Origin of the sequence: Cobetia sp. MC34 (genome assembly GCF_018340035.1) — a bacterium.
GTDB lineage: Bacteria > Pseudomonadota > Gammaproteobacteria > Pseudomonadales > Halomonadaceae > Cobetia > Cobetia amphilecti.
Genome location: NZ_JADPPY010000015.1, coordinates 22,410 through 36,196 on the forward strand (window position 1 = coordinate 22,410; position 13,787 = coordinate 36,196).

The window sequence follows — 13,787 nt, forward strand, 5'->3', positions numbered from 1 at the left end:
CACGGCGTGATTCGCAAGGCTCCCCGGAACGCCCCTGTCAGCCCTGCTGGCGGGGGCGTTCGCGTTGTGGAGGCCGCCTGGTGGACGACGACCTTGCTGCATGCCTGAATCCCTGACCGTTTCGGTCTTCGACCTTGGTCGATATAATGCGGCCCAGATCGCCTGGCGACACGCGCAGGGGGTGGCCTTGACGGCATGCCCCGCCTGACGCTGCGGCGTTGCTCCCCATTCTCCGTGTCTTCTGCCATGCCCGTCACCACGCGGCGTGTCGGCGTCCTCATTTCTTGAAGATGGTGTCTTGAATGCAACAACACCCTGATAACTCTGCTGAGGACAGCGGCTATCGTCCGCCTTCTCTGCTGGATGCCCTGATTCCCATCGTGCTGGTCATCGCCATGCTGGTGCTGGCGGTGGTGCTGTTCGGTGCCGATGCCTCCTGGGGGCCCAATCAGGTCGCGCTGCTGTCCGGCGCGATGATCGCGGGCCTGATCGGTCTCAAGAACGGCTATCGCTGGAGCGATATCGAAGAGGGGATCAACAAGGGCATCCAGATCTCGCTGGGCGCGATCCTGATCCTGCTGGCGGTCGGCGCGATGATCGGCACCTGGATTCTCGGTGGCACCGTGCCGGCGATGATCTACTACGGTCTGGACGTGATCGCGCCACAGTACTTCTATGCCTCCGCCTGCCTGCTGTGCGCGCTGGTGGCGTTGTCGGTGGGCAGCTCGTGGACGGTCGCCGGTACCATCGGCATCGGCCTGATCGGTATCGCCGATGGCCTGGGGCTGTCCGAGGCGATCACCGCCGGCGCGGTGATTTCCGGGGCCTACTTCGGTGACAAGCTCTCGCCGCTGTCCGATACCACCAATCTGGCGCCGGCAGCGGCCGGCACCACGCTGTTCGCACATATTCGTCACATGCTGTGGACGACCGTGCCCAGCATCCTGCTCGCGCTGGCAGGCTTTCTGTGGCTCGGCCATGACTCCGTCTCCAGCCTGCAGACGCCGGAGCAGGTCGCCAATCTGCGTGCCCAGCTGGGCGAGCAGTTCAACATCGGCCTGCACCTGCTGATTCCGCTCCTGGTGCTGCTGGTGATGGCCGTGCGTCAGATGCCCGCCTTCCCGGCCATCTTCATCGGCGCGGCGTTGGGCGCCGTCTTCGCGGTCATCTTCCAGCCGCAGGCGGTGGTAGGGCTGGCAAGTGTCACTGACATGTCCACCGCCATGGCGCTGCTCAAGGGCGTGTGGATGTCGATGTTCGATGGCTATGTTTCCCACAGCGGTGATGAGGTGATCGACTCGCTGCTCTCCAAGGGCGGCATGAGCAGCATGCTCAACACCGTGTGGCTGATCCTGTCGGCGATGACCTTCGGTGGCGTGATCGAACGCCTTGGTCTGCTGGAGCGTCTGGTGCAGAGCCTTCTGGGCGCCACACGCAACGCCGGTTCGCTGGTCATCACCACGCTGGGCACTTGCCTGGCCTCCAACGTGGTGACCGGGGATCAGTACATCTCGGTCATCCTGCCGGGGCGCATGTATCGCGCCGAGTTCCGTCGCCGCCGCCTGGCGCCGGTCAACCTGTCACGCGCGCTGGAAGACTCCGGCACCATCACCTCGCCGCTGATCCCCTGGAACAGCTGCGGTGCCTACATGGCGGCCACCTTGGGCGTTGCGACCTTGAGCTACCTGCCCTTTGCGCTGTTCAACCTGATCAATCTGGCGCTGGCGGTGGCCTACGCCATGGTCGGCTTCAAGCTGGAGCGCCTTGAGGAGGGCGAGGGAGCTGAAGGCGTGGAGCCAACGCCGCTGGCCGAGTCGCTGGTGCTGGATACGCCCCACGAGACCTCGGAGTCACGCTGACTCGATCCTGAGGGATAGACAAAAAAAGCCCACCACGTGGATCACGTGGCGGGCTTTTTTGCGGCTCAAGGTCAGGGCGAAGCCGTTGTTCTCATCGCTCAATCCGCGCACTGGTGCTGCATGAGGCGCGCGAGGAAGTCACGGTATCGCTCAAGTTCCGCCATCTCGATGTATTCGTCTGCCTTGTGGGCCTGCGCGATGGAGCCCGGCCCACACACGACGGTGGAGAAGCCGCGATCCTGGAACCAGCCCGCTTCCGAGCAGAAGCCGACGCCACAGCGTTCACTCTGTCCCGTCAGGGCGAAGGCCAGCGCCTCTGCCTTGCCGTCGGGTTCCGGGGTGAGTGCCGGCACCGAGGCATAGTCCTCCAGTGTCTGGATGCGGCAGTCGGCTGAATGCTGCTGCATCTCGCGAGCCAGTTGTGCGGTGAAGTCATCGAAGCGTGCACGCACCGCGTCAGGCGGGTCACTGGGCAGATTGCGCAGCTCCCAATGCAGACGAGCGTCCTTGGCAATGATATTGGGGGCATTGCCGCCCTGCATGGCGCTGACGTGCAGGGTGGAATAGGGCGGCTCGAACAGCTCTCCCCGGGTGGCATTGGTGCGCAGCTCGTTTGCCGTGCGCTCGAGTTCCGAGATGATGCGCGCGGCGTAGAAGGTGGCCGAGACGCCAAGGTCTGGCCGGCTCGAATGGGCCGGGACGCCCGTCACCTCCGTGCGCCAGGAGTGCACGCCCTTGTGCGCTGACACCACTCGGCCTTGCGTCGGCTCGCCGATGATGACGGCGGCGACCTCGGGCAGTGTCTCGCGCATGTGGTCGATCAGCGGCAGGCAGCCCATGCAGGTGCTTTCTTCGTCATAGGAGAAGGCGAGATGGATCGGCCGCTTGAGAGGCGATGCGAGAAACTGCGGCACCATCGCCAGACACAGCGCGATGAAGCCCTTCATGTCCACCGAGCCGCGACCGTACAGGCGCCCCTCCTTGAGCGTGGCCTGGTACGGGTCCTGCGACCAGGTCTGCCCCGTGACGGGCACGGTGTCGGTGTGACCGGAAAGCACCACGCCCCCGGCGACAGGCGGCCCTATCGTCGCCAGCAGTGAGGCCTTGTCGCCCTCGGCATTCGGCAGCACGGTCGCCTGGATGTCGTGCTCGGCCAGCAGATCACGCACGAAGTGGATCAACGCCAGATTGGAGCGGTCCGATGTGGTATCGAAGGCGATGAGGCGAGTGAGGATATCGAGGGTGCGTTGCATGTCAGGCCTCATGAAGCGTGGCGTTTCTCGAGTGTGCGAAAGCCGAGGGTGATCAGTCCCGCGATGACGAGATAGATCAAGGCCATCAGCAGCAGCGGCTCGTAGACGATATAGGTTTCCTGGCGGATACGCCCGAAGACGGCATAGGTATCGATGGCGGAAATGGTCGCGACCAGTGGCGTCGCCTTGAGCTGGATGATCAGCTCGCCATTCAGCGTGGGCAATACCCGTTGTACGGCTCTGGGCAGCCAGATGCGCCGAAGAATGCTGAAGGGAGACATGCCCAGCGAGCGAGCCGCTTCAAGTTCGCCGCGCGGTACGCCGGCAAAGGCGCCGCGCATGATCTCGCCTTCATAACCCGCGAACGACAGGGTCAAGGCACAGAAGGCGTAGATCCACGGATCTGCCAGCACCGGCCACAACCAGCTGCCACGCAAGCCGGGGATATACGGAAACAGAGACCCCAGTCCGTAGTAGAGAATCCACAGCTGCAGCAGCAAGGGGGTACCGCGAATCAGATTGCAGAACCCTCGCGCCAGCCACGCCAGCGGACGCGGCCCACGTGCCTGTGCCAGCCCCAGCGGGATGGCCAGCAGGAAGCCCGCCACACTGGTGGAGACCAGCAGTATAAGCGTCAGCAGTATGCCTTTGCCGATCTCGCCGCGGTACTGGGCGACCCACTCCCAGTGCATCTGGGTGCCGATCGCCACCAGGATGGCGACGACAATCGCGATCAGGATGAGGCGATGGGGCGGAAGTCTGGGCTCAGCCATGGTGGGCCCCCTTGTCCATGCGACGCTCCAGTGTCTTGAACAGCAGGTTGGAGGCAAGCGATACGATCAGGTAGAGCACCCCCGCGGCGCCGAGAAACAGCAGATAATGGCGGGTGGAACCGGCCGCCTGACGCGAGGCCAGTGTCAGTTCCGTGAAGCCCACGACCGCCAGCAATGCCGTGTCCTTGGTCGCGATCAGCCATAGATTGGAGAGGCCCGGCAGGGCGCCTGGCAGCAACAATGGCAGCGTGATGCGGCGCAGGATGGTGAAGGGTGCCATGCCATGCGCCAGTGCGGCCTCATGCATTCCCTTGGGGATGGCATTGATGGCGCCGCGGATGACTTCGGTGGCATAGGCGCCCTGCACCAGAGCGATGACGGCCACTCCGGCGACGAAGGGGCTGATCTCGAGGGGGCCGAGGCCGACGGCGCTCGCCAGATGGTTCAGGGCATCGGGCGCCGCGAAATACACCAGCAGGATCAGTACCAGCTCGGGAACCGCGCGTATCACCGTCGTATAGCCGCTGAGCAGATCGCGGGTGACGGGGCCACCCGAGATCTTGCCCGCAGCGCCCGCCATGCCGATCACCAGGCCAATCAGATAGCCGCTCGCCGCTACCTGCAGCGATAGCACCAGACCATCCAGCAGAGCGCCTCCCCAGCCCGGCGGCGTCAGCGACAGCAGCTCGCCGATGCTCATGTTGCGATAGTCAGCCATGCAATTTCCTCATGCGGTATGGCGAAGTCGAGACGAGGGCGGCTTCAATCTCCGTAGATGTCGAAGTCGAAGTACTGCTTGCTGATCTCGTCATAACGCCCGCTGGCACGAATCTCGGCGATACCGGCATTCAGGCGCTCCAGCAGCTCGTTGTCTCCCTTGCGCACGCCGAATCCAACGCCGGACCCCAGGATGCTCTCGTCGTGCGCGACATTGCCCTTCATGTCACAGCACAGTTCGCCATCGTCGCTCGCGAGATAGTCATCCAGCACGAGGATGTCGGCCAGGGTGGCATCGATGCGTCCGGCGAACAGGTCCTGATTGGCCTCATCCTGGGTCTGGTATTCACGCACTCGAGTGTCGGGGAAGTGGCGCTTGGCATAGGTCTGATGAATGGAGGCCGACTGCACACCCAGTGTCTTGCCGGCCAGTCCTTCTGGCGTCGGTGTGATCTCGTCGCCCTTGGCACCCATGACGGCAGCGCTGGTCTGGTAGTACTTGTCCGAGAAGTCGATGACCTTGCGGCGCTGCTCGGTGATGGAGAGTGAAGCGGCGATCGCATCGATCTTGCGCGTGGTCAGCGCCGGAATCAGGCCATCCCAGGAGGAGGTGACAATCTCGCACTCAAGCTCTGCCGCGGCGCAGACGGCATTGGCGATATCGACTTCCCAGCCGGTCACGCTGCCATCCGACTGCAGGGTGGCGAACGGCGGGTAGGGCTCGCTGGCGAAGCCGACACGTACGACGTCGGCCTGGGCGGTGGTGCTCAGGGTCAGGGCGATGGCGCCGAGAGATGCGATAGCGGACAGGGTTTTCATTGTTGGTCTTCTCCTGGTTCAGGTAATCGAGCCGATGAACTGCTTGAGGCGCTCGGAAGAGGGGGAGCGGAATATCTGGTCGGGGGTGCCCTGGGCCTCGATGTTGCCCTGGTCGAGGAAGATGACCTTGTTCGCGACATCAGCGGCGAACTTCATCTCATGGGTGACGATGACCATGGTGCGTCCTTCGGCAGCCAGATCGCGCATCACCTCGAGCACCTCGCCGACAAGTTCGGGGTCCAGTGCCGAGGTCGGTTCATCGAAGAGCAGCACCTCCGGCGACATGGCCAGGGCTCTGGCGATGGCGCCACGTTGCTGTTGGCCGCCGGAAAGCGTCCTCGGGTTGGCCTGGCGGTGGGAGTACAGCCCGACGCGCTCCAGCAGCTGGTGAGCATGCTCCCGAGCTTCTGCGCGGGACTGACCGAGCACCTGCATCGGCGCTTCCATGAGGTTCGCTTCGAGGCTCATGTGAGGCCAGAGATTGAAGTTCTGGAAGACCATCGCCAGGCGAGCTCGCAGCAGACGCAGCTGTCGGCGATTGACGGGTTCGAGTCGCTGACCGCGCCGCCGCAGCGCCACGTCCTCGCCCAGCAGGCGCAAGGACCCGTCGCTGGGTGTCTCGAGCAGGTTGATGCAGCGCAGCAGGGTGGACTTGCCCGAGCCGCTGCTGCCGATCAATGAGATCACGTCACCACGCTGGGCAGTGAGGTCGATGCCCTTGAGGACTTCGCGTCCAGCAAAGGATTTCCAGAGTCCGCGAATGTCGATGACGGCATCGTCATTCGTATCGGTCAACGGGGGGCAGGAGAGTGAGGCACGCGCGAGTCCTCTGACTGATCTTGTTGTTATGCACTCGGCTACAGACTATGCAGTTGCATAAAGTCATGTGCCTGTATAAAACTATGCATCTGTATAAAACTATGCATCTGTATAAAAATTATGCATCTGTATAACATTCGAGTCAATTGCGACAGACAGACCATCAAAATGAGGTTTCCTCCATGTCGAATACCCCCGTCTCCTCCCGGTTCGGTTGCCACTCAATGGCCGCTCGAATGACGCGTGTCCTGATGCGTCGTCCTGGCGACAGCCTGCGCAATGCCGATCCGGCGGTCTGGCATTACAACCACTACTTCAATGCCGAGAAAGCCATCAGTCAGTACCAGGCCCTGGTCGAGATGGTGGAGGAGAGCGGTGCCGAGATCGTCTGGATGGAGGACACCAATGACGGGCTGTCAGATGCCATGTTCACCCGCGATGCCTCGGTGGTGACGCGTGCCGGCGCCGTGCTGTTCCAGATGGGCAAGCCGCTGCGCAAGGACGAACCGAATCGGCATGGTCAGGTCTATGAGCAGGCCGGCATTCCGGTCATCGGTCGCCTGGAAGGTGAGGCGGCCATCGAGGGGGGCGACACCCTGTGGCTGGATGAGAACACCCTTGTCGTCGGCATGGGCTTCCGCTCCAATCGAGAGGGCGTGCGTCAGCTCAACGCGCTGCTCAATCCGCACGGGATCGAGGTGCTGGGCTTCGACCTGCCCGTCTGGGAGGGCGAGGCGGCCTGCCTGCATCTGATGTCGGTGATCTCGCCGCTGGCGGATGACACCTATCTGGTACATCCCAAGTTGATCCCTGCTGCACTCTGGACCTTGATGAAAGCGCGCGGTATCCGCTTCGTGATTGCCCCGGAAGAGGAGTTCCACCAGTCGCTGGGCCTGAGCCTCAATGTCATGCCGTTGGCGCCGAACGATTGCGTGATGATCGATGGCTTCCCCGGCACGCGTGCCGTGATGGAAGCCGCCGGCGTGCGTGTGCGCACTTTTGAAGGTGACGCCCTGTGCATGGCGTGCGAAGGTGGCCCCACCTGCCTGACCAATCCGATTCTGCGCGAGGGGTAATTCACGTTCCATGGCCAGTCGTCGAGACAACAATGCCCGAGAGGATGACCTGATCGAAGCGACCCTGACCTGCATTGCCAGCGAGGGAATCTCGCGCACGACAGTGCGGCGTGTCGCCGAATATGCTGGTGTCTCGAATGGGTTGATCCGCTTCTATTTCGAAGGCAAGGACAACATGCTCTACGCGGCCTATCGCCGCTTTCTGGAGCGCCTGCTGTCCGATGCCTCCGACACGATAGAAGGGCGAGAGCTGGCACCTCATGCGAGGTTGAAGGCCTTTCTTGAGGCTAATCTGTCACCGCCGATCGTGACGCCGCAGACGTTGTTGCTGTGGGCCAACTTTCTGCCGCTCACCTATGGCGACCCTCGCATGGCGGAGATTCGCCGCGAGGCCTATCGCGAAACGACCGGGCTGTTCCGTCATCTGGTGGAGGACGTTCTGGTGGCGGAAGGGCGTCAGGAAGACGAGACCCGGCTGCAGCATCTGACCATCGCGCTCAACGGGCTGGTCGATGGCCTGTGGATCGAGGGCGCCCTGCGGGGTGACTCGCTGAACGTGGGCGAGATGCAACAGATCGGCCTCGACGCTGCCGTGAATCTGCTGGGGCTGTCGGGGTGGGAAGCGTTGGCGTGAGGGGAGGCATGTCGAGCGGCGCCCACTGACAGAAAAGCCCGCCACGTGCATCACGTGGCGGGCTTTTTGCTGTCTGCAGGGGCCATTCAGGCCGTGCAGGATTGGCGCAGCTTACTTGTAGGCAGCGGCCTTGAGCGCGGCGATACGGTCATCCAGCGGCGGGTGGCTGGCGAACAGTTGCTCCATCAGCTTGCGGCTCTTGCCGGTAGTGATGGCGAAGGCGGTCATGGTGTCGGGCATCTGGTCCGGCAGCTCATGTTCCTGCTTGAGGCGAGCCAGGGCGTTGATCATCGAGCCGCTGCCCGCCAGGCCTGCGCCTGCGGCATCGGCACGGTATTCGCGCCAGCGCGAGAACCAGGCGACGATCATCGAGGCCACCAGGCCCAGCACCATTTCCAGCACGAACACGACCGCCATGTAGCCGAAGAAGCCCAGGCCGCCGTTCTCGTCATCGCGCTTGAGGAAGGCGTCGATGGCGTGTGCGGCGATACGCGCGAAGAACATCACGAAGGTGTTCACCACGCCCTGGATCAGCGTCAGCGTCACCATGTCGCCGTTGGCGACGTGGCCGATCTCGTGCGCCAGCACGGCGCGCACTTCCTCGGGACGCATGCGATTGAGCAGGCCGGCCGAGACGGCGACCAGCGCATCATTGCGGTTCCATCCGGTGGCGAAGGCATTGGATTGCTGCGCCGGGAAGATGCCGACTTCCGGCATCTTGATGCCAGCGTCGCGCGCCAGTTCGCCGACGGTGTCCAGCAGCCAGCGCTCGGTGTCGTTCTGCGGCTGTTCGATGATCACGGTGCCGGTCGAGGACTTGGCCATCGTCTTGGACAGGAACAGCGAGATCACGGAACCGGCCATGCCGATGATGAAGCAGAAGATTAGCAGCGCCGTGTAGTTGATGCCGTTGGCTTCCATGTAGCCATCGAAGCCCAGCAGGCGCAGCGTGACACTGGCCAGCAGCACCACCGCCAGGTTGGTGATCAGGAAAAGGGCTATCCGCATCATGGGGTCAGGTCTCCAATGCCAATATATCGGTAGGGCGCAATTATCTGCCCGCGATACTGACAGTGAGATGAATCACTGGCGGCAGCGCGGGCAGAATTTGCGTCGACAGTCTGCAAGGACGGTCTGCAAGGACGGTCTGCAAGGACAGCAAGGTATCACCACTGGAGGCGACCTGCGTAGCCCCTTGATCGCGGGGGCTGGGCCGACGTCAGGCCTTGCGACGTCGCGCCAGGAAGCGGCCGAGGCGTTCGATGGCTTCTTCCAGCTGGTCGGCGTAGGGCAGGGTGACGATGCGCAGGTGGTCCGGATTCGGCCAGTTGAAGGCGGTACCCTGCACCAGCAGCATCTTCTCTTCCAGCAACAGCTCCAGCACCATCTGCTGATCGTCCTCGAAGGGATACATCTCGGGGTCGAGCCGCGGGAACATGTAGAGCGCGCCCTTGGGCTTCACGCAGCTGACGCCGGGAATCTCGTTGAGCTTCTTCCAGGCCGCGTCACGCTGGGCCAGCAGGCGTCCGCCAGGCAGTACCAGATCATTGATCGACTGATAGCCGCCGAGCGCCGTCTGGATGGCGTGCTGCGCCGGCACATTGGCGCACAGGCGCATGCTGGCCAGCATGTCTAGGCCGGATATGAAGTCGGCCGCCGGGCGCTTGTCGCCGGAGAGAATCATCCAGCCGGAGCGGAAGCCCGCGCAGCGGTAGCTCTTGGACAGGCCGTTCATGGTCACGACCAGCAGGTCATCGGCCAGCGCGCCGGTGGAGACGTGCTCGGTGCCGTCGTAGAGGATCTTGTCGTAGATCTCGTCAGAGAACACCACCAGACCGAATTCGCGCGCGACCTGCAGGATGTCCTTCACCACCGCGGGCGGATAGACCGCGCCGGTCGGGTTGTTCGGGTTGATCAGCACGATGCCCTTGGTGTGGCTGGTCACCTTGGCGCGGATGTCCTCGATGGAGGGCGCCCAGTCCTGCGCTTCGTCACACAGATAGTGCACGGCGCGACCACCGGCCAGGTTGGCGGCAGCAGTCCATAGCGGGTAATCCGGCGCCGGTACCAGCAGCTCGTCGCCATCATCGAGCAATGCCTGCATGGCCAGCACGATCAGCTCCGAGACGCCGTTGCCGACGTAGATGTCCTCGATCCCGACACCTTGGATATCCTTGCGCTGGCACTCCTGCATGATCGCCTTGCGCGCAGAGTAAAGCCCCTTGGAATCACAATAGCCCTGCGCTGTCGGCAGGTTGCGCATCACATCCTGCAGAATCTCTTCCGGTGCCTCGAAGCCGAAGGGCGCCGGGTTGCCGATATTGAGCTTGAGAATGCGATGGCCCTCGTCCTCGAGACGCTTGGCGTGTTCGAGAACCGGCCCGCGAATGTCATAGCAGACGTTGTCCAGCTTGTGTGACTTGCGAATTTCGCGGGGCTTTCTTTGCTCGGTATCCATGATGCTTTCCGTAGATCTCCGTCACGTAAGGTGTAGGGGCGAGCGTCCAGCATATCGCGCCGCTGGCCTGCCGCGCCACGGCCAAGGGCCAATAGCGTGGTTAAATTTGTGGTTTGAGATGTTCAGGCAGAAAAAAATCCCGCCAGAGGTTTTCTGGCGGGATTTTCAACTGGCATTCAAGCGCCTCCCGCGGGCGGGAGTCAGGCGAGAGTCGCGTTAGCGCCTTGTTCTGGTAGCGTTATTCGCTCTCTTGCTCACGCGTTTCGGCTCCATCTTCCGTCTCGCCACTGGCTTCCGGGACCGGCTCGGCAGGAATGTCGGCGGGTGTTTCCAGTGTCAGGCGCCCAAGCTTGCCGTCGCGCAGTTCATGCAGCAGTACCTCGGCACCGCGGTGCAGGTCGATGATGCCACCGGCACGCAGGCCGCCGCGCTTGCTGGCGATCTCTTCCAGAATCGCGACCCCATTGAAGCCGGACAGCGCCATCAGATCGACCTTGCGCGGGCCATCACTCTCGACTCGCTCGGCGTCAGGGTTGGCGCTGTAGGCCGGCAGTGACTTCAGCTTGTAGCGTGCGGTCAGCTCCGTGGGGTAGCGCTTGGCCAGCTCCGCCGCGACGATCACCGCCACATCGGTGTAATCGATGGCGGTGTCGCGGATCGCGCCGCTGCCGGCCAGACGGTAGGCGCTGGCCTGGTCCTCGATCTTCGGCCACATCACCCCGGGGGTATCGATCAGAGCGATGCCACCGTCGATGCGAATCTTCTGCTGGCGCTTGGTGACGGCGGGCTCGTTGCCGGTCTTGGCGATCTTGCGACCCGCCAGGCCATTGATCAGCGTCGACTTGCCGACGTTGGGGATGCCCATCACCATCACGCGCGCATCACGATCGACGCGGATATGTCCGGCCATCTCGCGGCACAGGCGCGGAATCTGCTTGAGGTCACGCGCCTCAAGCGTGGTGATCGCCAGTGCACGGGTGTTGGGCAGGGCATCGAAATACTCGACCCATTCGCGCGTGCGTGCCGGGTCCGCCAGATCGGCGCGAGACAGCAGCTTGAGTACCGGCTTGTGGCGGGTCAGTTCGGACAGCACCGGATTGGTGCTGGAGTAGGGGAGGCGGGCATCGAGGACTTCGATGACCACGTCGATCTCGGGCAGCGCGTCCTTTATCTGACGGCGTGCCTTGTGCATATGTCCCGGATACCAGCCCAGCATGTCGCTTCTCTCCTGCCGTCAGGGGTATGACGGTTGTTCTGTCACCTCTGTCCTGCCTCCTTCTTCCCGCATGCCAGGGAAGGCGCTCATCCATCAGGGATGGCGCTACATGGCATGCGGGAGAGGAGGGGACGCGTATGGCGACGCATTCTATCAGAGGCGGCCTGGCCATGGAGGCGCGCTATCCGGTCATCACTGCCCAGCGCTCTATCGACTCTCCATGTCCCGGGCGTCAGGCGCGTATCGGCTTGAAGCGCAGCGCGACGGAGTTGATGCAGTAGCGCTGACCGGTGTCAGTCGGGCCATCTGGAAAGACGTGCCCCAGATGGGATTCGCAGCGACGACAGCGCACTTCCACGCGACGCATGCCATGGCTGGTATCGAAGTGCTCCTCGACGGCGGCATCGGCATAGGGGCGGTCGAAGCTCGGCCAGCCACAGCCGGAATCGAACTTGGTGTCGTTGTCGAACAGCTTGGCGTCACAGGCGATGCAGTGATAGGTACCCGGCGTCGGGCTGACTTCGTGATCGCCGGTGAAGGGGCGCTCGGTCCCGGCCTCGCGCGTCACCCGGTATTGTTCCGGCGTCAGGCGCTTTCGCCACTCCTCTTCACTGCGAATCAACTTGTCCTGAGTCTGCGGGTCTTGTTCGCTCATGATCTCTTCTCTCTATCTATGCGTTTCTCGAATGGCGCTCGTGTGAACCTGCAAGCAAGTTCTCCTGCGCGGCAATTCGAAAAGAGTGGCTGCCGGTCTTCACGCGAAACCCGGCACATACCCCAAGAATGCGGGCGTCAGGGCGTGACCACAAGCATGTGGTGGATGCACTTGGCCAACGCCGGAAAAATCCTGTTGAAGCAGGGGGTTGACGAAGGGGGAGGGTCTTTGTAATATACGCGCCACCTCGACGAGGCAAGAACGTTACGTCCCATTCGTCTAGTGGTCCAGGACACCGCCCTTTCACGGCGGTAACAGGGGTTCGAACCCCCTATGGGACGCCACTTTCTTGCAGCGTAGAGACCGGAGTGCGGGAATAGCTCAGTGGTAGAGCACAACCTTGCCAAGGTTGGGGTCGCGAGTTCGAATCTCGTTTCCCGCTCCATTTAGATCAGGCATGTCTTGTTCTAACGTGTGTCCCATTCGTCTAGTGGTCCAGGACACCGCCCTTTCACGGCGGTAACAGGGGTTCGAACCCCCTATGGGACGCCATATTCGGTCTTGTGTGGTCGCATGATCTGCTTGTGTTGCGGGAATAGCTCAGTGGTAGAGCACAACCTTGCCAAGGTTGGGGTCGCGAGTTCGAATCTCGTTTCCCGCTCCATTAGGAACAAGTGGTGCGACAAGGTCGCGAGCTGAACGTCAGCCCGGTCGAATCTCATCTCTCGCTCCAGAGGAAAAGGCAATGCGATAAGGTCGCGAGCTGGTTCGCCAGTCCGATCGAATCTCGTTTCCCGCTCCAGTACGTCCCATTCGTCTAGTGGTCCAGGACACCGCCCTTTCACGGCGGTAACAGGGGTTCGAACCCCCTATGGGACGCCATGCAGAGCATGATGGTGTGGCAAGCCAGCAGTAAGACAGATGTCGTGAGCACAGGTTCATGACACCCGGTGCGGGAATAGCTCAGTGGTAGAGCACAACCTTGCCAAGGTTGGGGTCGCGAGTTCGAATCTCGTTTCCCGCTCCATTTAGATTAAGCATGGCTTTTTCTAACGTGTGTCCCATTCGTCTAGTGGTCCAGGACACCGCCCTTTCACGGCGGTAACAGGGGTTCGAACCCCCTATGGGACGCCATTCTGTTTTACGCCGCAGTTTTTGTGTTTCGACAGGCGGGAATAGCTCAGTGGTAGAGCACAACCTTGCCAAGGTTGGGGTCGCGAGTTCGAATCTCGTTTCCCGCTCCAGTCGAATGTGACGTTGCAAGCTGAAGCATGACATAGCAGTACGCCATCGCCTGACAGACACGATCATCGTGTTACGTCACTGGCGATTTTTTTGTGCCTGAAATTCCTCTCCACCCTGTTCTGTGCCGCTCGCTGGTGCTGTCCCCGCGTGATTTTCTCCCTCTGCTTGTTTCCCGTGGCGCACTAATGCCTTTCTGCCGTGTGTCTGATGTGGCAGCGCCGAATGCGTTACCATGCGCATCCAATATCTTGCGTCTGATTTTC

General features: G+C 62.2%; 12 protein-coding genes and 8 tRNA genes. 11 read left to right on the plus strand and 9 right to left on the minus strand.

From position 1 onward, the window contains the following. Positions 1-302: 302 nt before the first annotated feature. Positions 303-1,859, plus strand: a complete 1,557-nt coding sequence (gene nhaC, locus IZU87_RS09900) for a Na+/H+ antiporter NhaC (protein ID WP_064503312.1) — start codon at positions 303-305, stop codon at positions 1,857-1,859. Positions 1,860-1,957: 98 nt separating this feature from the next. On the opposite strand, the gene argE is transcribed toward nhaC, so the two are convergent. From argE to IZU87_RS09925, 5 genes are read right to left on the minus strand one after another with little or no spacing between them, the layout of a single operon-like run. Next, entirely contained in the window at positions 1,958-3,112 is a 1,155-nt protein-coding gene (argE, locus tag IZU87_RS09905) for an acetylornithine deacetylase (protein WP_213114393.1), read from the minus strand. Between the two features lie 8 nt (positions 3,113-3,120). Further along, the gene (locus IZU87_RS09910; RefSeq protein ID WP_213114394.1) at positions 3,121-3,885 is read right to left on the minus strand and encodes an ABC transporter permease; all 765 of its coding nucleotides are present in this window, start codon (positions 3,883-3,885) and stop codon (positions 3,121-3,123) included. Continuing rightward, on the minus strand, positions 3,878-4,603 hold the full coding sequence (locus tag IZU87_RS09915) for an ABC transporter permease (protein WP_213114395.1): 726 nt from the start codon (positions 4,601-4,603) through the stop codon (positions 3,878-3,880). The genes IZU87_RS09910 and IZU87_RS09915 overlap by 8 nt, the downstream gene beginning before the upstream one ends. Before the next feature lie 44 nt (positions 4,604-4,647). Beyond that, on the minus strand, positions 4,648-5,421 hold the full coding sequence (locus IZU87_RS09920; RefSeq protein ID WP_213114396.1) for a transporter substrate-binding domain-containing protein: 774 nt from the start codon (positions 5,419-5,421) through the stop codon (positions 4,648-4,650). A gap of 18 nt (positions 5,422-5,439) precedes the next feature. Then, a complete protein-coding gene (locus tag IZU87_RS09925) occupies positions 5,440-6,216 on the minus strand; it encodes an ATP-binding cassette domain-containing protein (protein WP_043334298.1) in 777 nt (258 codons plus the stop codon). Positions 6,217-6,422: 206 nt separating this feature from the next. Between IZU87_RS09925 and IZU87_RS09930 the strand changes: the two genes are divergently transcribed. Both IZU87_RS09930 and IZU87_RS09935 read left to right on the plus strand, forming a co-directional pair. Then, positions 6,423-7,316 carry a dimethylarginine dimethylaminohydrolase family protein gene (locus tag IZU87_RS09930; protein WP_213114397.1) on the plus strand — a complete coding sequence of 298 codons (894 nt, stop codon included), beginning with the start codon at positions 6,423-6,425 and terminating at the stop codon, positions 7,314-7,316. A 10-nt stretch (positions 7,317-7,326) separates the two neighbouring features. Further along, positions 7,327-7,950 (plus strand): TetR/AcrR family transcriptional regulator, encoded by a 624-nt coding sequence (locus IZU87_RS09935; protein ID WP_213114398.1) that lies wholly within the window; start codon positions 7,327-7,329, stop codon positions 7,948-7,950. A gap of 111 nt (positions 7,951-8,061) precedes the next feature. On the opposite strand, the gene htpX is transcribed toward IZU87_RS09935, so the two are convergent. From htpX to msrB, 4 genes are all read right to left on the minus strand, one after another. Next, the gene (gene htpX / locus IZU87_RS09940) at positions 8,062-8,961 is read right to left on the minus strand and encodes a protease HtpX (RefSeq protein WP_107336103.1); all 900 of its coding nucleotides are present in this window, start codon (positions 8,959-8,961) and stop codon (positions 8,062-8,064) included. 208 nt (positions 8,962-9,169) lie between these two features. Further along, a complete protein-coding gene (locus IZU87_RS09945; protein WP_043334294.1) occupies positions 9,170-10,408 on the minus strand; it encodes a pyridoxal phosphate-dependent aminotransferase in 1,239 nt (412 codons plus the stop codon). 238 nt (positions 10,409-10,646) lie between these two features. Beyond that, a complete protein-coding gene (gene ylqF, locus IZU87_RS09950) occupies positions 10,647-11,624 on the minus strand; it encodes a ribosome biogenesis GTPase YlqF (RefSeq protein ID WP_043334293.1) in 978 nt (325 codons plus the stop codon). Positions 11,625-11,856: 232 nt separating this feature from the next. Beyond that, positions 11,857-12,279, minus strand: coding sequence for a peptide-methionine (R)-S-oxide reductase MsrB (msrB, locus tag IZU87_RS09955; RefSeq protein WP_043334292.1), 423 nt, complete (start codon positions 12,277-12,279; stop codon positions 11,857-11,859). 268 nt (positions 12,280-12,547) lie between these two features. Here msrB and IZU87_RS09960 point away from each other — a divergent pair. The 8 genes from IZU87_RS09960 to IZU87_RS09995 all read left to right on the plus strand — a co-directional run bounded on the left by IZU87_RS09960 (position 12,548) and on the right by IZU87_RS09995 (position 13,523). Continuing rightward, positions 12,548-12,623 (plus strand) — tRNA-Glu (locus IZU87_RS09960). A gap of 26 nt (positions 12,624-12,649) precedes the next feature. Further along, positions 12,650-12,724 (plus strand) — tRNA-Gly (locus tag IZU87_RS09965). 31 nt (positions 12,725-12,755) lie between these two features. Then, a tRNA-Glu gene (locus IZU87_RS09970) sits at positions 12,756-12,831 on the plus strand. A 37-nt stretch (positions 12,832-12,868) separates the two neighbouring features. Then, positions 12,869-12,943 (plus strand) — tRNA-Gly (locus IZU87_RS09975). A gap of 142 nt (positions 12,944-13,085) precedes the next feature. Beyond that, positions 13,086-13,161: transfer RNA gene (locus IZU87_RS09980), tRNA-Glu, on the plus strand. A 70-nt stretch (positions 13,162-13,231) separates the two neighbouring features. Then, positions 13,232-13,306 (plus strand) — tRNA-Gly (locus tag IZU87_RS09985). Positions 13,307-13,337: 31 nt separating this feature from the next. After that, positions 13,338-13,413: transfer RNA gene (locus IZU87_RS09990), tRNA-Glu, on the plus strand. A gap of 35 nt (positions 13,414-13,448) precedes the next feature. Then, positions 13,449-13,523, plus strand: a tRNA-Gly gene (locus tag IZU87_RS09995). Positions 13,524-13,787 lie beyond the last annotated feature (264 nt).

What these genes read in the sequence shown, in the direction of transcription:
- nhaC (WP_064503312.1), top strand. Translation starts at nt 303, where the DNA reads ATGCAACAACACCCTGATAACTCTGCTGAGGACAGCGGCTATCGTCCG.
- argE (WP_213114393.1), bottom strand. Translation starts at nt 3,112, where the DNA reads ATGCAACGCACCCTCGATATCCTCACTCGCCTCATCGCCTTCGATACC.
- IZU87_RS09910 (WP_213114394.1), bottom strand. Translation starts at nt 3,885, where the DNA reads ATGGCTGAGCCCAGACTTCCGCCCCATCGCCTCATCCTGATCGCGATT.
- IZU87_RS09915 (WP_213114395.1), bottom strand. Translation starts at nt 4,603, where the DNA reads ATGGCTGACTATCGCAACATGAGCATCGGCGAGCTGCTGTCGCTGACG.
- IZU87_RS09920 (WP_213114396.1), bottom strand. Translation starts at nt 5,421, where the DNA reads ATGAAAACCCTGTCCGCTATCGCATCTCTCGGCGCCATCGCCCTGACC.
- IZU87_RS09930 (WP_213114397.1), top strand. Translation starts at nt 6,423, where the DNA reads ATGTCGAATACCCCCGTCTCCTCCCGGTTCGGTTGCCACTCAATGGCC.
- IZU87_RS09935 (WP_213114398.1), top strand. Translation starts at nt 7,327, where the DNA reads ATGGCCAGTCGTCGAGACAACAATGCCCGAGAGGATGACCTGATCGAA.
- htpX (WP_107336103.1), bottom strand. Translation starts at nt 8,961, where the DNA reads ATGATGCGGATAGCCCTTTTCCTGATCACCAACCTGGCGGTGGTGCTG.
- IZU87_RS09945 (WP_043334294.1), bottom strand. Translation starts at nt 10,408, where the DNA reads ATGGATACCGAGCAAAGAAAGCCCCGCGAAATTCGCAAGTCACACAAG.
- ylqF (WP_043334293.1), bottom strand. Translation starts at nt 11,624, where the DNA reads ATGCTGGGCTGGTATCCGGGACATATGCACAAGGCACGCCGTCAGATA.
- msrB (WP_043334292.1), bottom strand. Translation starts at nt 12,279, where the DNA reads ATGAGCGAACAAGACCCGCAGACTCAGGACAAGTTGATTCGCAGTGAA.